This window comes from Nonomuraea sp. NPDC050786, assembly GCF_040654115.1.
Lineage (GTDB): Bacteria > Actinomycetota > Actinomycetes > Streptosporangiales > Streptosporangiaceae > Nonomuraea.
In genome coordinates this window covers 108,997-131,076 of record NZ_JBFAHJ010000001.1, presented here as the reverse complement: position 1 = coordinate 131,076, position 22,080 = coordinate 108,997, and the positions used below count along the sequence as shown (strand labels likewise).

The following is a 22,080-nucleotide window of genomic DNA, read 5'->3' as shown; positions in this document are numbered from 1 at the left end:
GCCCGCGCCCGGCTCGCACGCTGCGCGTGCGGCCTGGGGGCCGTTCTCGCGCGCGGCCGCGCTCGGACCGCGTGGTGCGCGAGCCCTCCTAGATCTTCATACGGCTCCCTTAGCCGGTGGCGAATGACGAGTGACCAACTCACCAATCGGCTCCATGTGCCAGTCAGAGACGTAGACGCCTACTTGAATCCGCCGATCGGCGCCGATCTCGTAGACCTTCGGGGGAACCGCCTTGCGTCGATGCCCTCTCGCGTCAATCGGCTCCACAATGCCAACGCTGAAGGTCATCACGTCGACTGGATACAGGCCACCAATGCGTTTGGGCTGCACGTCGACGAAATCGGCCCAGTTAACGGTGACCCTGTAGGCATCGCGCTGAGCGATCATCCTGTCCTCGGTGACAGTCAGGGTTCGTCGTCGAACCCTCACCACCACCAAAGCTAGGTAAGTAACGCTCAGGACCACGGCAACCACGGCAATCAAGCCCGCAGGCTGACCAAGAGTGACAGCTAGGAGGCAATAAGCAAGAGCGAATACTACGGCACTGATGCCACCAGAGAAGAAAGCGATCGACCAACGTGGACGATAAGTGATCTGCACGAGCAAACCGTATCGCCGGACGACCACATTCGGCCATTCGGTTCCATTACCTCCGGCAAGGGCGTTCCAGCTCCGGGATGGTCGCCAAAGGCAAGACCGATACCACCCTAACGATCGCCTGATGTCGGTTGGTCGCCATACAGGGCCGGGGGCGATCGACGGTCTGGGACTTCGTTCCTCAGCCCCAGCCCACCGGGCACCAGGGTTGCACTTCGGGTTGCAATGCAGGGTCGTTCAGAGCCGTTCAGGGCGGACCGCGTACCCTCTCTGATCTGCATTGAACGATCTGGAACGCCCCGAACTGGATCTTTTAATCCGTAGGTTCCGGGTTCGAGCCCCGGGCGCCCTACCACTTCTCAGCCCTCCGACCAGGGGCTTTACCTCTCCCCCGGAATCCGCAGGGCCGCCTGAACCCTTGCGGGAGACCGAGGGGAGACCGCCCGTCTCGGACGCCTCCCGCGGGACGATCGCCGCGAGCGCCTCTGCCCCCTCGTGCGCCAGCTCCGGCAGAACCGTCGTGTAGGTGTTCTCGGTGATGTTGGTCGAGCTGTGCCGCAGCATCGCCGAGACCATCTTGGTGTCGCCGCCGGCCGGGTACGCCAGCGTCGCCGCGCAGTGGCGAAGGTCGTGCAATCGGATCGGCGGCACGCCCGCCTTTTACGCCAGGATCGAGAACTGCTCGCTGACCCATGCCGGATGCAGCTCCGAGCCGTCCTCGTGGGTGAAGATACGGACAAGCCGAGCAGGCCAGGGCCACGGGGCCAAGGTCGTTCCTCCAGTTGGGGGCTCCACCTTGTCCCCATGGCCCTGGCCCGCTTCCCCTTCGGGCGGGCCGACGGCAGACGGGATGATCAGGCGGGTAGGGTGCGCGCGTCGCGCGAGAACACCAGTCGCGGGTTGATCGCCGTGCCCTTAGCATGCCATTTAGGGCGGTCAACAGGGGTCAGTCACGGCCACTGGCGGACTGTCTGTCGCTCAGGTCGAGGCCATGGCCCTCGAAGGTCAGGCCGATTTGCAAGCAGGTGATCCACCGAGCTTTCTGGGAGCCACTTCGGGAGCCACCCGAACGGACGATCATGAACTGCGGCGTACGGAGACGAACAGTGAGGATGCCGCCAGACGAGGTGGCGGACGCCTGCGAACGCCAGTGAAGATCGTTTGGGGACCTTGTAAACAGAAGGTCAGGGGTTCGATTCCCCTCGTCGGCTCTACGGTGTGACCAGGGAGTTCCTTGATCAAGAGGGGCTCCCTGAGTCGTTTCTGGAGCCCGACTGTAGCAACGGTTGTAGCAGCCGCACGGCGTTCGGCGGGGGTCGCCGCAGTTCAGCAGGTGCATGCGCCGTCCTTCCGCCTCGTTGATGCGCTGCCACAGAGATATCACGCGGACTGCCCTCGCAGGGCGTCCACGGGCTTCGCCGGAAACTGGAACCGGCGCTTGCTGACCGGCCGCCGCTGGGGATGAGGCTTACTCAGCAGGGCGAGCGCGCCGTCCATGGACTCGGCCGCCTTGGTCTGCACCTCCACCGTGAGGTGCGTGTAGACCTCGGAGGTAGTCGAGAGCTGGGTGTGCCGGAGCGTGCCCTGGATGGCCTTCATGTCGACGCCCTGGCCGTGCAGCCACGTGGCTGCCGTGTGGCGGAGGTCGTGTATGCGGACCCGTTTGCCGTTTCGGAACTCGATGCCGACCCTGTCGCACAGAGCGGTCCAGGCCCGGTTGGCGTTGCGAGGCTCGATCGGCGTGCCGTACCTGGTGGTGAACACCCAACCGGCGTCCGCCCACACCTTGGCCTTCTTCCGCTGGACCTCCTGGATCTTGCGGTACTCGTGCAGTTCGGTCAGCAGGGTTCTGGGGATCGCCACCATGGTCGTGGAGCCCTCCGTCTTACCGTTTACGACGGCGAGACGGCCTCGTCGGCGGCCCGTCTCCTTGTCCAGTTCCCCGCGGAGTCGCTGGAGCGAGGGTCCGACGTTGGCGACGCCGGCCTCCAGATCAAGGTCTTCCCAGCGGAGCGACAGGGCTTCGCCGCGGCGCAGGCCAAGGCCGAGGATGGTCAGCCAGAGCACGCGCCACCGGTCGTCGATGGCCGCCGTGAACAGGCGGTGCGCCTCGTTCTGCGTCAGGTACGTGCCGCGCTTGCTTTTGCCCGATGGCGGTTCGACGAGTTCGGCCACGTTGCGGGAGACGAGTTCTTCCTTGCGGGCGGCGTTAAGCGCCGTCTTCAGGATTGTGTGGCAGTAGTTCACCGTCCGGTCGGAGAGGAGTTCGACCGGCGGCTCTTCGCCGTTCACAGTCTTCTTCTTCCTGGCGGATGGCTTCTTTTGCAACTCCATGATCCACGTGCGGAGCTTTACCGGAGTGAGCTTCGTCAGTGGCTCGTCTCCGATGTACGGCGTGATGTGGAGGCGGATGTTGTCGGCGTAGGAAAGGCGCGTGGACTCACGGATCTTCCCCGCGGCTACCCGCTGTCTCAATGTCTTGTTGACCCACTGGTCCAGGTAGGCCGCGAGGGTGACGCCCTTGCCGGTGGTGATCGGCTTGTCGTCCTCGATGTCGCGCAGCAGCTTGCGCCACTTCTCCTTGGCTGCTTTCTGGGACTTGGACGAGACCGTTGGGCGCGATCCGTCAGGGAGGGTTACAGCGCCGATCCACATCCCGTCCGCGCGCTGGTAGAAGCTGCCCTCACCGTTCGCGCGGCCTCGTCTTCTCTTCCGGCTTGTTTCGCTCATGATCCTCCTGTTCATTCTGAGTCAGGGGCTTATTCAGGAGCTTCCCGACATGTCCAGCGGCTTCCGGGAAGGTGTCGAATGGGCCGATGGTGATGTCGGCCTCGTCCGAGCTAAGGATCACCTCGACATGCCCCTTGGGTGCGAAGGGAACGCTCACAACGAAGCCCTCGGAGCCTGACAAGATGGGGAGGGTCAGTGACGCGCTGGGGGACATGCGCCTCCTCCGTTTCTTCCGCCTGCGATCCCCCGCCTCAAGATGATTCGATACTTCTGCCAGGAGCGTCGAGAGGTGCTCTGGGAGGTTGGTCTCCGTTAGCTCCGCTATCGCCCAAGCGCTCAGTGGGATGCCATGTCCGGGCTTCTTCGGCATGTCCTGCAACGCTTTGATCGTTTCATAGACGCGGGTCCGCTCCTCTGCGAGGCGCTGGTCCCAGTAGCGCAGTAGGGCGTCTTTGAGCACCGTGTCCAAGGGGGCCTCGCGGATCCTCCTTACTGTCTCGGTGAACGGGATCTCGGGTGTAGCTCTGTCGCTCAACAGCTCCGGTGGGACATGCCCCGACAGCGCCAACAAGGGTTCGATTTTCATCTTGAAGAGCTTGGCCAGCCCTACCAAGTGCTTGATTTGGGGCTGGCTTCCCTTGCGCCAGCGCGTGACGGTGGACTGCTGGACGCCAAGAGCATCGGCAAGTTGAGCATCGGTTCGATAGCCGAGAGCGCGGGCAGTCTGGTCCACCCACTCGCCGAAAGCGCTGGTCGTGTCCTCCATGATGGGTCTCCGTGCGGTTAGATGTGAGGCGCATTGGACTCTAATGAACTTCATGCGTCCACGCAAGAAGAATCTTGTTTATGTCGCGTCGCGACGCATCTTGAACGAGCAATCTCAGATCTTTAGTCGCTTCGGTCGCTCGCGGCGTGCCGTGGCAAGACGCTAAGTCGAAATCGGTCTAAACTTCGCGCGGTGAGCTTCGTGCCTCTGTCCTCTTTCGCTGAGTTCTCCCTAGTAGGACGCGCTTACCCGCTCCCCTCTCCGTCACGGCTGCACCACCCTGAGGCGTCGCCGGCCTCCCGAGGAATCCTGAAGCTTGTTCCGCTGAGGCACGCTTCAGAGCGCGCATCACGAACCTTTGGTGTCCATGCGTCAGTGATCGCTTCCCACCTTGCACATGATCGCGGCGGGGTGGTAGGAATGGTCTTCGTCGGAGTACGCGCGGGACCCCTGTGGCTCGTGAAGTCCTCCAGGCAGCGCTAAGCCCTCAGTGGGGTGCCTGCGGTTGGGGGGCCTAATCCCCAGCCGCTACACGTGTTCCCACTGAGGGCCACAACTCCACTACCTGGTCGTTCAATCCAAGGAGAGCAGAGTCGTGCCCGATTCTAAGGGTGCGGGAGGTCGCCGTGAACCCCTCGGTTCCCTTCCTCCGCAAATGTGCATGGAGGGCGATTCGTCTCTGACGACGCCCCGTTGCGTGGGCGTCGTTGAGGACGGGGGGCGCTTCTACAACGCCTACTCGGACGGGACCCAAATCCCGGTCGTGCTGGGTGGCTCCATCGACACTGTTGTCGACCTTCCCCTGCTCATGACGGTCGACCAGGCGCGCAAGCAGCTCTCGCTGGGCCGGACTCAGATGTTCGCGCTGATCAAGTCCGGCGAGCTGGAGAGTGTCGTCCTCGGCGTCCGTGGGCGTCGCGTGCCCCGTCAGGCTGTCCTCGACTTCGTTACCCGCCTGCGCAACCAGGCGCCGGAGGCGTGATGAACATCACCGCCTGCACGACGCCCATCTCACAGCGCGTAATGATCCACCGCACGCGCTAATCCGCCTGCACTGGCCCGGCCTCCGGTAGGACGCCGGGCCAGTGGCCTTACCCACGCACTTGCTCAGGGGTAGGACGCGATGCCGTCTCATGACGCTGCAGGTGTATCGCGACCACACCCGAGTTCAGGCCGTCTGTACACGTATTCGGCCTGAGCCACGTAGCCGTCTGGCGGCCCGCCGCCGCCAGGCCGCACCCCTTACGACGTTCATAGCCGCTGACGCAGGATCAGCGGCTTGATCTTGAAGGCGAGGGCGACGTTGCCCGTAGTGCTGACCATCCGGCAGACGGCGGAGGATTTCTGGGAGAACCTCCTCCATGCTGCCCCCCTCCACATCCTCGACCACATCACGGACGACATGGAGAGCGCCCCATGGACGCGGCAGGCCGCCGCCGCAGAGCGTGACTCCCGGTGCGGGAGGGCGTGATGGCCCTCGACCGTGCCCGCCGAGCCGGCGCCTACACCCCACTGTCCGTCAGCTACTACAAGGACGACGACATCGCTATCGCAGGCGAGGCCGCCGAGCTGCTGTTCGTCCGCGGGCTGGCGTTCTGCGGCGAGATGATGAGCGACGGTTTCATCTCAGACATCCAACTCGTGCGTTTCGTCGGCGTCGGCATGACGGACGCGAAAGAGCGCGCCGAGAAGCTCGTGGAGACCGGGCTCTGGCTGCGCGTCGAGGGCGGCTACCAGGTCCGAAGCTGGTTGAAGTGGAACAAGTCTGCGGAAGAGATCCGCGCCTATCGCACGACCGACCGTGCGCGGAAGGCGAAGAAGACCGCTATCGGAGTCCACGCGGAAGACGGCGCGGAATCCGAGCGGAATCCGGACGGAAGCCGCGCGGATTCCGACTCCCACAGCACTACACAACACGACACTTCTTCGTCGGCGGAGCCGCCGACGGAGGTAGTTGAGCTTCGCCAGGACGTTGAGCGGCTGTGCGTCCACCTGGCCGACCGGATCGTGAAGAACGGCAGCAAGAGGCCGAAGATCACCAGGGAGTGGAGGAACGCTGCCCGCCTGATGCTCGATCGTGACGGCCACACCGAGGAGCAGGTCCATAGCTGTATCGACTGGTGCCAGGACGATCCCTTCTGGCAGACGACCATCCTGTCGATGCCCAAGCTCCGCCTGCAGTACGACCAGCTCCGTCTCAAGGCCCGTAACCAGGCCAAGGTCGGCCATGCCGCTCCGCCCCCTGATACCCCGAGGCCCCGCCCGCGCGATGCCTGGATGGAGCGGCAATGAGCTTCGACGCCAGCCTCGAACCCCACGATCTGGTCGCCGAGCAGTCCACGTTGGGCGCGATGCTCCAGTCCGCCGCCGCTGTGGAGGCGTGTCTGCCCACGGTCAGCGTCGGGGACTTCTACCGGCCCGCACACCAGCTCGTGTACGAGGCGATCCTGGGTATTGTGCGCGAGGGCAGGCCCGCCGACGCCACCACGGTCCTGGCGTGCCTGATGAACGACGGGAAGCTGGAACTCGTCGGCGGCGGGGCGTACCTGCACACCCTGATCGCCACCTGCCCGGTCCCCGCCAACGTTGCCCACTATGCCGCGATCGTCCGCGGACACGCGGTACGACGGCGCCTGATCGCCGCTGGCCGCCGCATCATCCAGCGGGCCTCTGGCTCCGGCGAGACAGACGCGCATGGCTTGGCAGACGCAGCGGTGCGGGAGCTGGAACAGGTTCGTGACTTCGAACTCGGCGACGATGACGTCAACACGCCCACCATCGGCGAGTTCCTCGCCGTCGAAGACACCGAGTACGACTGGATCATCCCCAATCTGCTGGAGCGCGGCGACCGGCTGGTCCTGACCGGCATGGAGGGGCTGGGTAAATCCACTCTCTTCCGCCAGATCGCTGTCACAACGGCGGCTGGCATCCACCCGTTCAACCACACGCTGATCGCTCCGCGGCGGGTCCTCATCGTGGACTGCGAAAACACGGCCACGCATGTGCGGCGAAAGCTACGTCCCCTCATTACCCAGGCCGAGAGCCAGGGACGGCCGATCGAGGAAACCAACCTGTGGGTGGAGATCCGCCCGGAGGGCCTGGATCTTGCTCGCGATCGAGACGTGTCCTGGCTGCTGCGCCGAGTCGCGCTCATCAAGCCCGACCTGGTGGCGATCGGCCCGCTTTATCGTCTTGCTCCTCGCGCCCTCAACTCTGACGACGACGCCGCCCCGATCCTCGCGGCGCTCAACATGGTCCGAGCCCGGGGCGCGTGCGTCCTGCTGGAAGCGCACGCCGGCCACGCAATTGGTCCTGGTGGGCGGCGAGATCTCCGCCCTCGTGGCTCGTCGGCGTTGCTCGGGTGGCCCGAGTTCGGCTACGGCATCCGGCGAGCCGACTGCGACGAGGCCAAGGTACGCCGCGTCGTGGACGTGGAGTCCTGGCGCGGTGATCGCGACGAGCGGGAATGGCCGGAACGCCTCGCCGCGGGAGGTATCTGGCCGTGGACGGAGCGAGCAATAGACCCGAACGAGGACGACGGATGGACTCCAACCAGAGGGCTGCGGCGAACCCCATGACCATCTTTCTGTCCCATGAGCCCCCCAAGGAGCAGCCAACGATGTCCGTCGCACGCGCCATCGCCGACCTACGATGGGTCGCCGCGTACTGGCCTGACCTGTACGCCTCCCGCTTGCAGGGCACGCCTACCCCGTGGCGTCGACCGCAGCTCACCGCCGAGCAGCGCGCCGAGCGAGACCATCAGGCGTGGCTGGAGCGGTTGGATCGGACAGGGGACGCCTTCGGCGTGAGTCCGGCCCCGCTACGGGTGCCGGTCCTCGACGTGCTGACCGACCTGCTCACCGACGCCGTCGACCTCGCCGACGAACTGGCCGCGGCCCTCATGTGCCCAGCCCTGGAGCCGCCGAGCACCGGCCTGGCCGACGCACGGCCGTACTTGGAATTCGCTGCGCGCCGCCTCGCCGAGGTCGACGAGCCCGAACTGGGGGCATGGGCATACGAACGTAGCCACGGCCTGGTGGCCACCGTGGCGCGGGCGCTGGGGCTGCTGTACGACGGTCAGGTCTTGGATGTCGTGTGCCCGTGGTGCCGGGGTGTCACCCCCGAGACGCCAGCGGGTGGGGCGAGGACGTGGCGGGTGCGCGACCTCTTCGGCGGCCGGGGCTGCGAGCACGGGGAGCCCTACCGGCGCCTGTGCACGAAGTGCGAGCAGCAGATCGCGATCACGTGCGAGAACGACGGATGTGAGCCGCCGAGCAAGCACGTGGGGACTTGGTGGCGGGGGCAGCCGTGCTGGCCGCTCCACGAGTGGGAGTGGCTGTCGGAGCAGGTGCGCCGCGCCGAGATCGCTCAGCTTGACGATCAGGGTTATCCACAGGCATCATGATCCCGGGCGATGACGCATGCCCAAATCAAGGCCCGCCGATGTGCGGGCCTTTCGCCTTTCCGGGGGTGGTTCACATCCCCACTTCCCGACATAGATCAGGCCGCCCGTACCTCAGGGCTCGGCGGCAGATGTTCGAGATCTTCGGCGACCTCTGTCACCTCTGCGGGCACCATGGCGCCGGCGAGGCGGACCACCTCGTTCCCGTCGCGCTCGACGCGGATCAACCCATCGACCCTTACGCCATGAGACCCGCGCACGGGTCCAGCTCCCCATGCTCTGTGTGCCCGCCGCGCGACGGTAAGCCGCGGGCCTGCAACCAGGAGCGCGGCACGCGGCCACCGTCCGCACCGCTGCGCACCTCGCAGGAGTGGTGACCTCCGGGCGCTCCTACCCTCGCCCGGAGGTCACCACCGCCATGCACACCAACGAGCGCCTGGTCCCGACTGCGCACTCATGCCCGGCATGCACCCGCAACGGCGGACCCGGTCACCGCTTGGTGCACGTGGTCGACGGCTGGGGCATCGAGCGTTGGACAGCCGGGCCGCCGCGCCCTGTGACGCCCGCTCCCGAGGTGGATCCTTTGTGGACGCCTCTTGTCGATCCCGACGTCACCGTAACGGCATGCGCTCCTTGATGTCCTGGAGATGCTTGGCGATCGGAAACTCCACCTTGTGAACGAGAGCGTAGATCGCGTCATACACCGCCAGGAGAGCCTGGGTCTGCGCCAGGGCGGAAAGCGCCAGCGATCCGTCCCGATCCCCTCTCTCGAACGCTTCCGCCGCTTGGGCGTGCAGTTGCTCGGCCTGCTCGTCATAGTCAGCCATGATCCGACTGTCCGCCAGACGCTGAAATATGTCACGGCCTCCGGCTCTCCATCTCCGCGTTCGTGTATGTCCTGAGAGGCGTGGATCGTGCGCAGCACCAAGCCCTGCCCGACCGTCGAACACCCTCGTAAGACTGGTGACTTCTGCATTTCCGCAGACCGGAGTTTTTGACCAAGGGCCTGGATGACCCCGCGCCCCCCTTTCCGCATCTCTCTCCGCGCGAAAATCGCGCCTCGCGACGTTCGGAAGGTGGGCGATGAGCGACCTGCTGCAGGCGGTGATGAGCGGCGATCGGCGCGCGGCGCTGGAGGCGATCCGCGACCGCCTGGCCGCCGAGCTCGACAGCGCGGAGAAGCGCGACGCGGCCGTGGTCGCCAAGGAACTGCGCCAGGTGCTCGCCGAGCTGGAGGCGCTACCGGGCGGGGAGGTGGACACCCTTGACGACCTCGCGGCGAGGCGCACGAAGAGGCGCTCAAAAGCCGCGCGTGGGTAAGTGGCCCGACTACGTGACCACGGCCGCGCCCGAGGTGATCGACCTCGCCGCGGAGGCCGGCCTGGTGCTCGACCCGTGGCAGAAGTTCGTGCTTACGCACGGGCTTGGGGAACAGGCGGACGGGCGCTGGTCGTCGACGAAAGTCAGCGTGTGGGTGCCCCGGCAGAACGGCAAGGGCGCCATCATCGAGGCCCGAGAGTTGGCCGCGCTGTTCCTGTTCAAAGAGCGCCTGACCCTGCATTCCGCGCACGAATATCGCACGGCGCAGGAGGCGTTCGTCCGGCTGCGTGACCTGATCGACGGGAGCGCCACCCTTTCCAGGAGGGTGGCCAAGATCAGGGAGGCCAACGGCGAGCAAGGGATCGAGCTGACGAGGGCGGCCGGGGGCGGCCGTCTCAAGTTCGTCGCGCGGTCCAAGGGCAGCGGGCGCGGCCTGTCGGGAGACCTCGTGATCCTCGACGAGGCCCAGGCGCTCGTGGCCGCGCAGATGGCCGCCATGCTGCCGACGCTCTCGGCGCGACCGAACCCGCAGGTCTGGTTCTTCGGGACGCCCCCGGACGACGCGACCGCCTGGGCGTACGGGCTACGCGACGACGGCGAGAACGGCGCCGAGCGCCTGGCCCACTTCGATTGGGGCGTCGACCTCGACCTGTCCGAGCCGGCCGACATCCGCCGCGCGCTGGCGGACCAGAACCTTTGGTACGCGGCGAACCCGAGCCTGGGCATCCGGATCCGCCACGAGACCGTGGTCGACGAGGCGAAGCCGTCCGGGCTCGGTGACCGGTTCCCGATCGAGCGGTTGGGAGTCTGGCACCCGCGCGCTACCGATGGCCCGTCCGTCCTGTCGCTGGAGGCATGGGAAGCCCTGGCCGACCCCGAATCCCGGGTGAGTGGCGCCGTGGCGATCGCCGTCGACATCACGCCCGACCGGGGCATGGCCAGCATCGCCGTGTACGGCCTGCGCCGTGACGGCCTGGGGCATGCGGAGGCGATCGACCGTCGCGCGGGCACCGACTGGATTGTCGAGCGGCTCGTGGATCTCAAACGGCGGTGGAACCCGGTCGCGATCGGCCTGGACGTGAAGGGGCCCGCGGGCTCCCTGCTCGTCGACATGGGCAAGGCCGGGATCAAGCCGCCCGACGACCCTGAGAAGCCGAAGCGCGGCGACCTGATGATCCCCACGGCGGGCGACGTGGCCGCCGCATGCGGCCAGCTCGTCGACGCGGTGACGCAGCAGACGTTCCGGCACATCGGCCAGGACGTCATGACCGACGCCATCCGTGGCGCGAAGACCCGGCCGCTCGGCGACGCCTGGGGCTGGGGCCGGCGCCTGTCGAGCGTCGACATCTCACCTCTGGTCGCGGTCACCCTGGCCCGCCGCGCCTACGAGACCCGCGCCCACGTGGTGCGCCAGAAGTACGACCCGCTGGGCAACATCTACTGATCGGAGGGCCGCATGCGCTCGCTGCTCTTGTGGGCCGCCACGCTGTTCGGCGACATCGCGCGCCGGGCCCGCTCGACGTGGCTCGGCGTGGCGGGCGCGCTGCTCGTCTGCGTCGGCCTGGCGCTCGTCTCCCTGGCCGCCGCCCTCGTGGCCGCTGGCGTGTTCCTGCTCATCCTCGACGGGAGGCTGTAGTGGGCCTGTTCTCCGGGCGCCAGCCTCGCCGCGAGCGGCGCGAGATCGTGCTACCGCCCGCGTTCGTCGAGTCGACGTTCGACCAGGTGGACCTGTCGCGCGCCGAGCAATCTCTCCAGGCCGTCGCCGTGTGGTCGTCGGTCGACCTGCTCGCCTCGCTCGCCTCCGAGATGCCCATCGACGTCTACCGGGGCGAGGACGCCGACCGCGAACACCTTCGCACGCCGCCGCACCTGCAAGACCCGGGCGCGGACGGGCACGGCCTGGAGGACTGGGTCTATCAGCTTGTGATGTCCTGGCTGCTGCGCGGCAACGCCTTCGGCCTCGTGCGGGACCGCAACCGCCGCGGCGACCACTTCCCCACGGCGGTCGAGCTGTTGCACCCCGACCACGTGTCGGGCTGGCTGGTCGACGGCGAGCCGAAGTTCGCCTTCGACGGCCGCGACATCCCCAAGGCGGAGCTGTTCCACACGCGCGCCTACCCGCTGCCCGGCGTCGTGCTCGGCCTGTCGCCGGTCGCGCACCACGCCACGACGATCGGCCTCGACATCGCCGTGACCAGGTTCGGGGCGCAGTGGTTCAAAGACGGTGCGCACCCGGGCGGCATGCTGACGAACTCCGAGGTCGAGATGACGCCGACGCTGGCACAGGAGGCCAAGCGCCGGTTTCTGGCCGCGCTGCGGGGCTCACGGGAGCCGGTGGTGCTGGGCAAGGGCTGGACGTACCAGCAGATTCAGGTGGCTCCGGAAGAGTCCCAGTTCCTGGAGACGCACCGCTACACCGACGCCGAGTGTGCCCGCATCTTCGGCCCCGGTGTCGCCGAAGTGCTCGGCTACGAGTCGGGCGGGTCGATGACATACAGCAATGTCGAGAGCAGGGCGACGCACCTGCTCGTGTACGCGCTCAACCGCTGGCTCAAGCGCGCTGAGCGGGTGCTGACCAGCATGTTGCCGCGCGGCCAGTACGTGAAGTTCAACCGGGACGCACTGCTGCAGTCGACCACGCTGACGCGCTTCCAAGCGCACGAGGTGGCGCTGCGGAACAGGTGGGCGACCGTCAACGAGGTCCGCGCCATCGAGGACCAGGCCCCCGTGCCGTGGGGCGACGAGCCGAACCCTGTGGCGGCTGGGTCCGCCGCGAACAATGACGAGGGGAACACCTGATGGAGCCGCTGCGTGACCTGACGCTGGTCCGCGCCGTTCGCGCGCCGGTCCGCGTGGCGCGAGCCGACGACGACCCGATGCCCACCATGACGTTGCGGTTCGCCCCGTTCAACGTCTGGTACGAGATCGACTCGTGGTGGGAAGGCCGCTTCCTGGAGCGCATGGTGCCGGGGGCGTTCTCCAAGACGATCGCCGAGCGCGCCGACCAGGTAAAGATCATGTTCAACCACGGGCGCGACTTCCACATCCACCAGAAGCTCCTGGGGGTACCCGCCCGCCTGGTTGAAGAGGACGACTCGCCCGTTGCCGAGGTGCCCCTGTTCGACACCTCGTATAACCGGGATCTGCTGCCCGGCCTGGAGGCCGCTGCCTACGGCAGCTCGTTCATGTTCCACGTGCTGCAACACACCTGGAACGAGGAACCGGGCGTGTCCGAGCACAACCCCGAGGGGTTGCCCGAGCGCAGCGTGACCGAGGTCCGTCTTCTGGAGACAGGGCCGGTTACCTGGCCGGCCAACCCGTCCGCGTCGGCGGGCGTCCGCTCGCTCACCGACGACTGGTACGAGCACCTACGCACGGTCGACCCGTCGCACGTCGAGCGGTTGACCGCTCGCGTCACCGAGCTTCGCACTGCCGCCGCCGCCCAGCCGCCGCATGGCACTGGGCAGCGTCAGGCAGCCGCATCCGAACAACCCCACGAGCCGGCCGCTGGCCACTCGGGCGGACTGACGCCACGCGAACGGCGCTGGCGTCGCTACCCGTATCTGAACCGCAAGGAGGGCGTCAGATGACGCTGGAGGAGATGCGCGCCCGGCTCGCCGAGATCGAGACCGAGCGCCGCCAGCTCGACGAGGCCGCGGGCGAGTCCTCGCTGTCCGACGAGCAGCAGGCCCGATGGAACGAGCTGGACACGGAGGAGACCGACCTTCGCGAGCAGGTCGACGAGGCCGAGCGGCGCGAGCGCGTCGCCGAGTCGCGCGCCCGCTGGCGTACCACGCAGATCGGCTCCCGCGTGACGCCGTTCGACGGCGACCCGACGCGGATGGCTCACGGCGAGCTGGTCGACCAGGCCCGCGCGGTGCTCGGCGACGACGACGCGAACGGCCACCTGGCCGACGAGCAGCGGACCCGCCTGGAGAGGCTGCTCCAGACCCGGAACGACAACGTCGACGGCGGGATGCTGGCCCGCCGCATGCTCGTCACGGAGCACCCGGACTACCGCGAGGCGTTCATGCGGCTCGTGTCGCGGTCGACGCCGGTTCTCACCCCCGAGCAGTCCCGCGCCGTCCAGCGCTGGGAGGAGTTCCGGGCCATGTCGATCGGCTCGGACCCGGGCGGCGGCTACGGCGTCCCGGTCCTGATCGACCCCACGATCATCCTGACGGCGCAGGGCTCCCCGAACGACTTCTTCAACCTCGCGCGGGTGGAGACCATCACCACCGACACGTGGAAGGGCGTCAGCTCGGCGGGCGTGACGTGGCAGTTCCGCGCCGAGGGCGCGCCCGCGACCGACAACGCGCCGACGCTGGCCCAGCCGAGCGTGCCGGCTCACCGGGCGGACGGCTACATTCCGTACTCGCTGGAGGTCGACCAGGACTATCCCGGATTCGCCGCCGAGATGTCCACGCTGCTCGGCGAGGGCTACTCGGAGCTGCTGGTCAACAGGTTCACGAATGGCACGGGCACCAACGAGCCGACCGGCATTATCACGGCACTGACGGGCACCTCGTCGGCTGTGCTGAACACCACGGCCGGAACCATCACGGCGACCGACGTCAACGACCTGTGGGCCGCGCTGCCGATCCGGTACCGCAACGCGCGAGCCGCGTGGATGGGCCACACGGACGTGAACAACGCCGTCCAGCAGCTCGGCGCAGGCGGCAATGACAGCGCCTTCACCGTCGACTTCACGGCAGAGGGCGTGATGGTCCTGAAGGGCCGCCGCTTCTACCTGAACGACTACTTCGACGCGCTCCCGGCCGGCGTGGGCGCCGCAGACCTCATGGTCGTGGGCGACTGGCGGAACTACCTCATCGCGCAGCGCGCGGGCATGTCGATCGAGCTGATTCCGCACGTGTTCAACGCGGCGGGCACGCTCACGGTCCCGACCGGTCAGCGGGCGTGGTTCGCCTGGGCCCGCGTCGGCGCCGACTCGATCAACGACGCCGGGTTCCGCATGCTCCAGAACAAGACGAGCTGACCAGAACAACCGACGTAGAGCAGCGTCCGGAGACCAAGCCGGGCGCTGCTCGCGCGTGAAGGAGAACCGCAGACATGGGCGTCGTGTACGTCAAGAACGATTGCGTTGTCCGCTGGTCACAGGGACAGTCGCCGCTGGCCCTGGGCGATGTCTGGGACGACAAGGCCCCGCTGGTCGTCGAGCGGCCGGACCTGTTCGACGTCGAGCCGACCCGGGTCCGTGGCCGCCAGGCGCAGCCCGTCGACCAGCGCCACGACGAGGACCAGGAGCCGCCCGCCGAGCCGCCGACCGCGCCCGTCGTGGAGACCGCCACGGCGCAGCCCGGCACGAAGCGGCCAGCCGCACGGACCACGGCCGCCCGCACCAAGCGGAAGGTGTAGGCGCGCGTGGCGTACGTCGAGCTGGCCACGGTCAAGCATGCGCTCAACATCACGGACAACGACCGTGACTCGCTGATCGAGCAAGCCATCGCCGCCGCCGAGGAGGGCATCCACGAGCGGTGCGGCCGGACGTTCGGCAAGGACGCCACGGCGACCGCGCGGACCTTCCGCGTGCGTGGCCGCGTGGCCCGGGGCGAGGAGTGGACGGAGGCCCTGGTGGTCGATGACATCGCCACCGATGACGGCCTGGTCGTGGAAGTCGGCAACGGCGTGACGTTCGAGACCGTCGAGCCGATCGGCTACGCCACCATGCCGGACAATGCGCTGGTCAAGGGCAAGCCCATCACCGCACTCGAACGGCGCTACTCCTGGTGGAGCTTGCACCGGGCGGTGCGCATCACCGCCGTCTGGGGCTGGCCGGCCGTGCCCGCAACGATCGTCCAGGCGACGCAGATGCAAGCCATGCGCTTCTACCGGCGCAAGGACTCGCCAGATGGCGTCGCCGGGTCCAGTGAGTTCGGCCTGATGAGGGTTCCAAACTTGGACCCCGACGTGAGGGCGCTCGTCGAGCCGTACCGGCTGCCCGGGTTCGGGGGTGCGTGATGGAGGTGGGTGCGGTCCGTAAGGGCCTGGCCGACGCCGTACGCGACCGTACCCCGTCGCTGAATTGCTTCGGGTACGTGCCCGATTCGGTGCCCGAGCCGTGCTTCTACGCGGGCGAGGTCGACATCACCTTCGACCGAACGTTCGGGCGTGGCCTCGACGAGATCGAGGTGACCTGCCGCCTGCTCGTGTCGCGGGCCGACGACCGATCGGGCCAGGCCGCGCTCGATCGCTACCTCGCCGGGTCCGGGCCGCACTCCGTCAAGGCCGCGCTCGTGGCCGCGCGGGGCGCGCCCGGGGAGCCCGCGCTCGGCGGGCTGTGCGATGACCTGCACCTGATGCGGGTCCAGGCGTACCGCATGTATGAGGTCGGCCAAGTGCTCTACTACGGCGCTGAGCTGGTCGTCCGTGTGATCGGGAGGGGCTGACATGGCCGGTTTCGTGTTGCGTGACTGCCGCCTGTTCGCCGGGCCGGTCGACCTGACGAGCGTGAACAACCAGGTCATGCTGTCGTGCGAACTCGAGCAACGGCCGACCACGGCGTTCGGTGACGCCGGGTGGCGGACGCTGCTCGGTGGTCTGTTCAGTACGGGCATCGATGCGGCCGGCCAGTGGGAGGCCGGGGTCGACGCCGCGGCGGCCGTCATGCCGGTCGACCCGGCGTCGTGGGATGGGCTGGTTGGCAGGCAAGCGCACCCGTGGACGGCCTGCCCGGAGTCGGCCGACGTCGGGAGCCTGGCGTGGTTCACTGCCGCCCAGCGCAGCTCCTACAAGCTCGGCGGCGAGGTCGGGCAAGTCGCGCCCTGGGAAGCCAAGGCGGCCTCCTCCGGGCCGCTCCTGCGGGGCGTCGTGGTGCACGCTCCGGGCGTTCCGCGCTCGACGGCAGGCGCTGGGCCGGGAAGCAACCGCGGGCCGCTCAGCGCGTCGCAGCGCCTCTACGCCGCCGTGCACGTCCTATCGGTGACCGGTACGGCCTCGCCGTCGATCACGGTCCGCGTCGAGTCGGACTCCGACAACACGTTCGCCACCCCGACGACGCGGGCGACGTTCTCGGCGGCCAGCGCGGCGGCCGGGCGCGGCCAGCTCGTGCAGGTGGCCGGGCCGGTGACGGATACCTGGTGGCGGGTGGCCTGGACGGTCACCGGGACCGCGCCCGAGTTCCTTTTCTTGGCCGCGTTCGGCGTGGCGTAGGCCGCCCCGTACGCGCCGTTGACGGGCGTACGGGCGCGGCCGGTACGGGCGTTAGGCCACGTCACAGCATGCGCGTACGGCCGCGTACGGCCGCGCGCAAGCTACGGCGGGCGTGCGGTTCCGGAAGACGCGCGGCCGAAGGTCGCACCTTTAATGATCTTGCTTTTAAGGAGGGCCGACCGTGGCCAAGATGGTGCTGCTCGCCTCGTTCCTGTCCATCGCAGGCAACGACCTCTCCGACCGCACATCCAAGGTCGAGCTGGTCGCGGAGATCGAGGACAAGGACGTCACGACGTTCGCGTCGAACGGGTGGAAGGAAGTCACGGGCGGCCTGGCGTCCGGCTCGCTCGCCGCGGGCTTCAAGCAGGATTACGCCCCCGCGGAGTTGGACGCGCTCTTGTGGCCGCTGTTCCTGACGCGGAGTCCGCAGACGTTCGAGGTCCGCGCGGACAACGCGGCCGTGGGCGCATCCAACCCGAAGTACACCGGGACGGTACTGATCAAGTCGTGGAAGCCGGTCGGCGGCAGCGTGGGTGACGTCGCCGAGGTCGAGGTGACCTGGCCGACGTCCGGCGCGATCACGCGCGCCACGGCGTAGTGGAAATCCGGGCCGACGCGGAATCGCTGGTCGCGCTCGGCAAGGCGCTGCGTAAGGAGGAGGACGGCAAGGAGCTGCGGCGCGACCTGATCCGGTCGCTCAAGAAGCCGCTCGCGCCCGCCGTCGCCGAGATCAAAAGCGGCCTGCTGTCCATGGCGTCGGGCGGCCTGCGCACGGGCGGCGAATCGCTACGCCGTGCCGCCGCCCGCAAGATCACGACCCAGGTCAAGCTGTCCGGGTTCGCGGCCGGTGTCCGCGTCCGCGCCCGCAAGACCCCAGCCGTGCGCGGCTTCGCCAACGCGCCCAAGCGGCTCAACTCCCCGAAGGGCTGGCGGCGCCAGGTGTTCGGGCGGGACACGTGGGTCGTCCAGTTCGGCAAACCGCACTACTTCGACGACCCGCTGCGCGAACGCCGGGAGGAGTTCCGCGCGGCCGTCGTCGAGGCCATGAACGACACCGCCGCGCGCCTCGCGGCCAACGCCAAGAGAGGTTGACCAGCGTGATTGTCATCTACAAGCCCGAGGACGGCGACGAGCAGCGGTGGGAGTTCGACCCGCGCAAGGTGCCCGCGAGCAAAGCCGAGATGATCGAGCGGCGGGCCGGCGAGTCGTGGGAGGCGTGGCTGGCCGCCGTCCAGTCGGGCAGCATCCGCGCCCGTCGCGTGCTGCTGTGGCACCTGCTGACGATCCGGCACTACGGCCTGCGCTGGGAGGACGTGCCCGACTTCATGGCCGGGGAGCTGGTCGTGCAGCACTCCCTGAACGAGCTGACCGCGATGCGCGACCGCGCCGCCAAGGCCAAGCTGCCCGCCGAGCAGCGGGCGCAGGTGATGACCGCGCTCGGCCTGGCCATCACGGACGCGCTGGAGCGCGACGGCCTCGCCGAGGTCCCCGACGAGTCCGAGGGAAAAGCCCCCTCGCCGAGCTACGCGAGCGCTACGCCTTCGCGATAGCCGAAGTCCTGAACATCCGCCCGTGGGAGCAACGCGAGCTGCTGACCGCTGACGAGCTGCTCCAGGCGGTCGCCTACATCGACAAGCACAACCAGGCCGCCGAAGAGGCGGCACGGCGGCAGGGGAGGTGAACCCGTGGGCGACACTTCCCTGCTGTTCTCGATCCTGGCCAGGTCCAACCTGGGCCAGGTCCTCCGGGGTGACGCGCAGGCGACGCAGGAGCTCCACTCGGCGATCCAGGCCGGCGCGGGCCGGGCCGTGTCGAGCATCGGCGCGTTGTCGGCCGTGATGGGCGTGCTCGGCGTCGTCGGCGCCGGGGTGTTCGCGGGCCTGACGGTCGGCATGGCCGGGCTCGGGCTCGGCATCCTGGGCCTGGGCGTCGCCGTGGCCGCCTCCTCCGAGCAGGTCAAGGCCGCGTTCGGCCAGGTGGCGGCCGAGGGCAAGGCCGTCCTGCAGGCCGCCACGGCGCCACTGATACCCGTTCTTACGGGCATAGCGGCGCAGGCGCGGACCCTCCTCCTGCCGCTCGGAGCCGCGCTCTACCAGGCGTTCTCGGTGCTCGGACCTGCGCTTTTGTCCTTCGCGTCGTCCGTGATGACCGGGCTCCGGCCCTTGATAGGCGTGATCGCCCCCATATCCGCCGCCGTGGCGCCGCTGGTCGTCTCCCTGGGGCGCGGCCTGCAACCCGTTCTGGCCGCGCTGTCGTCGACCCTGCTCATGGTCGCCGAGACGGCGGGCCGGTTCGCGCCCCAGCTCGAACAACTGTTCTATAACGTGGGACTGCTCGTCTCCGCGCTCGGGCCGCTGCTGTCCGGCTTGATCGAACTCGGCGCGCCCGTGATCGGGCCCCTGCTCGGGCTCGTCGGCTCCCTGGTCCTCCAGCTGTCAACCGCGCTGCGCCCGGTGCTCGCGCAACTCGGGCCGATCGTGGGCGACGCCGTCGCACAACTGGGCCCCCTCCTGCTCACGCTCGGCGAACTCGTCGCCGCCGTGCTGCCCTTGCTGCCCCCGCTGCTACGCCTGGTCGGCAGCCAGATCGAGCTATGGGCACCGATCTTGACCATCGCCGTCCAGGCCGTGACCGCGCTCGTGCGCATCCTCGTCGACTGGCTCGTGCCCATCCTCAACCAGGTGGCCGGCGCGGCGCAGTCGACGGCCTCCCTGTTCACCGGGGCCTGGCTCACCGTCGAGCGCGACACGGGCGTGATCGTCGGCGCGATCGTCGGCTGGTGGAACGGGCTGGTCAACATGGTGACCGGCCTGCCGGGGCGGATCTCGGCTGCCGCGTCGGGCATGTGGGACGGCATCGTGAACGGCTTCAAGGCCGCTATCAACTGGATCATCCGGGGCTGGAACAGCCTGTCGTTCACGCTGCCGCGCGTCGACATCCCATACGTCGGCACCTTCGGCGGGTTCACGGTCGGCGTGCCGCAAATCCCCTACCTGGCCAGGGGCGGCAACATCGTCGGCGCGGGCCTGGCCGTCGTCGGCGAGGCCGGTCCCGAACTGGTCAGCCTGCCGCGCGGCGCGCAGGTGACCCCGCTGGGCCGCGGCGGGGGCAACACCTACATCTTCCAAATCACAGGGGCACTCGACCCCATCGGCGTCGCCAGGGAGGTCGAGAGGGTGCTCAAGAAGTACGCCCGTGACAGCGGGCGCGTGGAGCTGAGCTTCTGATGGCCGCCGAGTTCGCGCCCGTCGTCGAAGTCGACTTCGCAGGCAACGGCACCTGGACGAACATCACCCCGTACGTGCGCGTAGAGCAGACCGTCCGCATCACGCGCGGCCGGGGCGACGAGCAGACCGAGATCAGGCCCGGGATCATGTCGCTGACCCTGAACAACACGGACGGCCGGTTCACGCCTGGGAACGCGGCCTCGCCGTACTACCCGAATGTGAAGAAGGGCCGCCCGATCAGGTGCCGAGTCGTTCACGCGGGCGGCGAGTCGACGCGGTTCTTCGGCCACGTCAACGAGTGGCCGGTGACGTGGGAGGGCGGCGGCGCGATCAGCCTGTCGCAGGTCACCGCGACCGACCCGCTCAAGCGGTTGGGCCGTACGGCGACCATGCGCAGCCTCCTGGAGGAGGAGATGCTGGCGGTCGGGCCGGATGCGTACTACACGCTCGGCGAGCCCGCGGGGGCCACGTCGGCGGGTGACACGTCCGGCAACGGCGACACGCCGCTACGCCAGTTCATCTACGGCACCGGGGCCGGTCAGGTCAAGTTCGGCCAAGGCACCGGGCCGGGCACTGACGAGTTGCCCGCCGTGGTGTTCGAGCCGTCGACGGCCAACGACGGCGTGTACCTGGCCATCCCACGAGACATGACGCTAACCGAGGCGGTGGTGATGGCCGTGTGGGTCAACACGACCGTCAAGGGCCGGGCGTTCCTGGCGCTGTGGGGTGGCAACAGTACGGCCGTCGTGGTCAAGACTGACCCGACGACGGGCCACATCATCGTGGCGGCCAGCAACAACCGGAGCGCCACAATCTCGAGCACGTTCCCTACGGTCGACGTGGCCGATGGCCACACGCATTTCGTGGCGGTCCAAGTTACGCCGGGTGGGGGCGTTACCGTCCAGGTGGACAACGGCGCGCTGCTGTCCGCAACCTTCACGCCGGACAGCACCTTCGGCCCATGGATCGAGATGCCCGCGTACAACTGGGTGTTCGTGGGTGCCGGTCCCAGCTTCGACGGGCCGGCCACGCCGGGCAGCCTGTTCGGCGGCACCATGGCTCACTTCTGGTACGCAAGGCGCGCCACCATGCCGGACTGGACCAACGTCTGGCAGGCCGGGAACCCCGAGACCACGGCCGCGAGGTTTGAGCGGGTTTGCCGCGTCGGCGGCATCGCCGGGACCGTGCTCGGCTCCAGCTCGACCATCATCAACGCTCAGGCCGCCCGCGGTAAGGCGCCCGTGGGGACGCTCGCCGACGTGGCCAGCGTGGAGGCCGGGCTGGTCTACACGGCGCGCGACGACGGCACGGTGGTGTTCGAGTGCCGCAACCACCGCTTCAACCTGCCGCCCTCGGCCAGCCTCGCCGAGCTGCGCGAGCATGACCTGCTCTGGTCCGACGACGACCAGTACATGGTCAACGACGTTAGCAACAGCCGTGCGAGCGGCGCCGCGCAGCGGTGGAAGGACGCCGCCAGCATCGCCGAATACGGCACGTACGCAGGCGGCCAGACCTTGCCGTGGTCCAGCGACAAGGACGCGCTGCTCAATGCCCAATGGCAGGTCAGCAACGGCGCCGACCCGCCGCCGAGGGTCAACCGCTTCACCGTCGTGGCCAACACTCTGGCCGACTACGCCGACGTGCTCGCGCTCGACATCTCCGACGTGGTGACACTGACCGGCCTGCCCGCAGGGTCGCCGGAATCGTCCACGCAGGTCCACGTCGAGGGCTACGCCGAGACGATCGGCTACAACCACCACGCGATCACGTTCCACACGTCGCCGGCCAGTGTGTCGCGCGTGTGGCAACTCGGCGTGCCCGGCGCGAGCGAACTCGGCGTCAACACCAAGCTCTCGTACTGAGGA

Annotated in this window: 26 protein-coding genes; 20 read left to right on the top strand and 6 right to left on the bottom strand. The window is 68.2% G+C overall.

All coding sequences use genetic code 11. The annotated features are described in order from the left end of the window. Positions 1 to 96: 96 nt before the first annotated feature. From AB0H84_RS00735 to AB0H84_RS00720, 4 genes are all read right to left on the bottom strand, one after another. Positions 97 to 600 (bottom strand): hypothetical protein, encoded by a 504-nt coding sequence (locus tag AB0H84_RS00735; RefSeq protein WP_357596037.1) that lies wholly within the window; start codon positions 598 to 600, stop codon positions 97 to 99. Positions 601 to 834: 234 nt separating this feature from the next. Next, positions 835 to 1,248: a hypothetical protein gene (locus AB0H84_RS00730; protein WP_357596034.1), complete on the bottom strand. Its 414-nt coding sequence runs from the start codon at positions 1,246 to 1,248 to the stop codon at positions 835 to 837. Between the two features lie 729 nt (positions 1,249 to 1,977). Further along, positions 1,978 to 3,327 carry a site-specific integrase gene (locus AB0H84_RS00725; protein WP_357596032.1) on the bottom strand — a complete coding sequence of 450 codons (1,350 nt, stop codon included), beginning with the start codon at positions 3,325 to 3,327 and terminating at the stop codon, positions 1,978 to 1,980. Then, positions 3,281 to 4,093 carry a helix-turn-helix domain-containing protein gene (locus tag AB0H84_RS00720; protein ID WP_357596029.1) on the bottom strand — a complete coding sequence of 271 codons (813 nt, stop codon included), beginning with the start codon at positions 4,091 to 4,093 and terminating at the stop codon, positions 3,281 to 3,283. The genes AB0H84_RS00725 and AB0H84_RS00720 overlap by 47 nt, the downstream gene beginning before the upstream one ends. Before the next feature lie 697 nt (positions 4,094 to 4,790). Here AB0H84_RS00720 and AB0H84_RS00715 point away from each other — a divergent pair. The 5 genes from AB0H84_RS00715 to AB0H84_RS00695 all read left to right on the top strand — a co-directional run bounded on the left by AB0H84_RS00715 (position 4,791) and on the right by AB0H84_RS00695 (position 8,498). Further along, entirely contained in the window at positions 4,791 to 5,075 is a 285-nt protein-coding gene (locus AB0H84_RS00715) for an excisionase family DNA-binding protein (RefSeq protein ID WP_357596026.1), read from the top strand. Positions 5,076 to 5,372: 297 nt separating this feature from the next. Then, positions 5,373 to 5,564, top strand: a complete 192-nt coding sequence (locus tag AB0H84_RS00710; RefSeq protein WP_357596023.1) for a hypothetical protein — start codon at positions 5,373 to 5,375, stop codon at positions 5,562 to 5,564. Beyond that, positions 5,564 to 6,385, top strand: coding sequence for a hypothetical protein (locus AB0H84_RS00705; protein ID WP_357596020.1), 822 nt, complete (start codon positions 5,564 to 5,566; stop codon positions 6,383 to 6,385). The genes AB0H84_RS00710 and AB0H84_RS00705 overlap by 1 nt, the downstream gene beginning before the upstream one ends. Then, positions 6,382 to 7,671, top strand: a complete 1,290-nt coding sequence (locus AB0H84_RS00700; protein WP_357596018.1) for a DnaB-like helicase N-terminal domain-containing protein — start codon at positions 6,382 to 6,384, stop codon at positions 7,669 to 7,671. Before AB0H84_RS00705 ends, AB0H84_RS00700 begins: the two co-directional genes overlap by 4 nt. A gap of 41 nt (positions 7,672 to 7,712) precedes the next feature. After that, positions 7,713 to 8,498, top strand: a complete 786-nt coding sequence (locus AB0H84_RS00695; RefSeq protein ID WP_357596015.1) for a hypothetical protein — start codon at positions 7,713 to 7,715, stop codon at positions 8,496 to 8,498. A gap of 95 nt (positions 8,499 to 8,593) precedes the next feature. Here the strand turns inward: AB0H84_RS00695 and AB0H84_RS00690 are convergent, their stop codons facing one another. Both AB0H84_RS00690 and AB0H84_RS00685 read right to left on the bottom strand, forming a co-directional pair. After that, complete coding sequence (locus AB0H84_RS00690) at positions 8,594 to 8,722, bottom strand: hypothetical protein (protein WP_357596012.1); 129 nt, start codon at positions 8,720 to 8,722, stop codon at positions 8,594 to 8,596. A 384-nt stretch (positions 8,723 to 9,106) separates the two neighbouring features. Further along, the gene (locus AB0H84_RS00685; protein WP_357596009.1) at positions 9,107 to 9,322 is read right to left on the bottom strand and encodes a hypothetical protein; all 216 of its coding nucleotides are present in this window, start codon (positions 9,320 to 9,322) and stop codon (positions 9,107 to 9,109) included. Positions 9,323 to 9,578: 256 nt separating this feature from the next. Here AB0H84_RS00685 and AB0H84_RS00680 point away from each other — a divergent pair, with 256 nt between their 5' ends. From AB0H84_RS00680 to AB0H84_RS00610, 15 genes are all read left to right on the top strand, one after another. Beyond that, a complete protein-coding gene (locus AB0H84_RS00680) occupies positions 9,579 to 9,815 on the top strand; it encodes a hypothetical protein (RefSeq protein WP_357596006.1) in 237 nt (78 codons plus the stop codon). Continuing rightward, complete coding sequence (locus tag AB0H84_RS00675; protein ID WP_357596003.1) at positions 9,808 to 11,259, top strand: hypothetical protein; 1,452 nt, start codon at positions 9,808 to 9,810, stop codon at positions 11,257 to 11,259. Before AB0H84_RS00680 ends, AB0H84_RS00675 begins: the two co-directional genes overlap by 8 nt. 12 nt (positions 11,260 to 11,271) lie before the next feature. Beyond that, entirely contained in the window at positions 11,272 to 11,451 is a 180-nt protein-coding gene (locus AB0H84_RS00670; RefSeq protein ID WP_357596000.1) for a hypothetical protein, read from the top strand. Beyond that, positions 11,451 to 12,614 (top strand): phage portal protein, encoded by a 1,164-nt coding sequence (locus tag AB0H84_RS00665; protein WP_357595997.1) that lies wholly within the window; start codon positions 11,451 to 11,453, stop codon positions 12,612 to 12,614. Before AB0H84_RS00670 ends, AB0H84_RS00665 begins: the two co-directional genes overlap by 1 nt. Then, on the top strand, positions 12,614 to 13,405 hold the full coding sequence (locus AB0H84_RS00660; RefSeq protein WP_357595994.1) for an HK97 family phage prohead protease: 792 nt from the start codon (positions 12,614 to 12,616) through the stop codon (positions 13,403 to 13,405). The genes AB0H84_RS00665 and AB0H84_RS00660 overlap by 1 nt, the downstream gene beginning before the upstream one ends. Continuing rightward, positions 13,402 to 14,814, top strand: coding sequence for a phage major capsid protein (locus tag AB0H84_RS00655; protein ID WP_357595991.1), 1,413 nt, complete (start codon positions 13,402 to 13,404; stop codon positions 14,812 to 14,814). Before AB0H84_RS00660 ends, AB0H84_RS00655 begins: the two co-directional genes overlap by 4 nt. 74 nt (positions 14,815 to 14,888) lie before the next feature. Further along, a complete protein-coding gene (locus tag AB0H84_RS00650; RefSeq protein WP_357595988.1) occupies positions 14,889 to 15,194 on the top strand; it encodes a hypothetical protein in 306 nt (101 codons plus the stop codon). Positions 15,195 to 15,200: 6 nt separating this feature from the next. Next, entirely contained in the window at positions 15,201 to 15,797 is a 597-nt protein-coding gene (locus AB0H84_RS00645; protein ID WP_357595985.1) for a head-tail connector protein, read from the top strand. A 5-nt stretch (positions 15,798 to 15,802) separates the two neighbouring features. Further along, a complete protein-coding gene (locus AB0H84_RS00640) occupies positions 15,803 to 16,225 on the top strand; it encodes a hypothetical protein (RefSeq protein WP_357595982.1) in 423 nt (140 codons plus the stop codon). A gap of 1 nt (position 16,226) precedes the next feature. Continuing rightward, positions 16,227 to 16,988: a hypothetical protein gene (locus AB0H84_RS00635; RefSeq protein WP_357595979.1), complete on the top strand. Its 762-nt coding sequence runs from the start codon at positions 16,227 to 16,229 to the stop codon at positions 16,986 to 16,988. Between the two features lie 181 nt (positions 16,989 to 17,169). Continuing rightward, positions 17,170 to 17,586, top strand: coding sequence for a hypothetical protein (locus AB0H84_RS00630; protein WP_357595977.1), 417 nt, complete (start codon positions 17,170 to 17,172; stop codon positions 17,584 to 17,586). Continuing rightward, positions 17,586 to 18,080, top strand: a complete 495-nt coding sequence (locus AB0H84_RS00625) for a hypothetical protein (protein WP_357595974.1) — start codon at positions 17,586 to 17,588, stop codon at positions 18,078 to 18,080. Before AB0H84_RS00630 ends, AB0H84_RS00625 begins: the two co-directional genes overlap by 1 nt. A gap of 5 nt (positions 18,081 to 18,085) precedes the next feature. After that, positions 18,086 to 18,538: a hypothetical protein gene (locus AB0H84_RS00620; RefSeq protein ID WP_357595971.1), complete on the top strand. Its 453-nt coding sequence runs from the start codon at positions 18,086 to 18,088 to the stop codon at positions 18,536 to 18,538. A 135-nt stretch (positions 18,539 to 18,673) separates the two neighbouring features. Then, complete coding sequence (locus AB0H84_RS00615; protein WP_357595968.1) at positions 18,674 to 20,215, top strand: hypothetical protein; 1,542 nt, start codon at positions 18,674 to 18,676, stop codon at positions 20,213 to 20,215. Beyond that, a complete protein-coding gene (locus AB0H84_RS00610; RefSeq protein ID WP_357595965.1) occupies positions 20,215 to 22,077 on the top strand; it encodes a hypothetical protein in 1,863 nt (620 codons plus the stop codon). The genes AB0H84_RS00615 and AB0H84_RS00610 overlap by 1 nt, the downstream gene beginning before the upstream one ends. Positions 22,078 to 22,080: the final 3 nt, after the last annotated feature.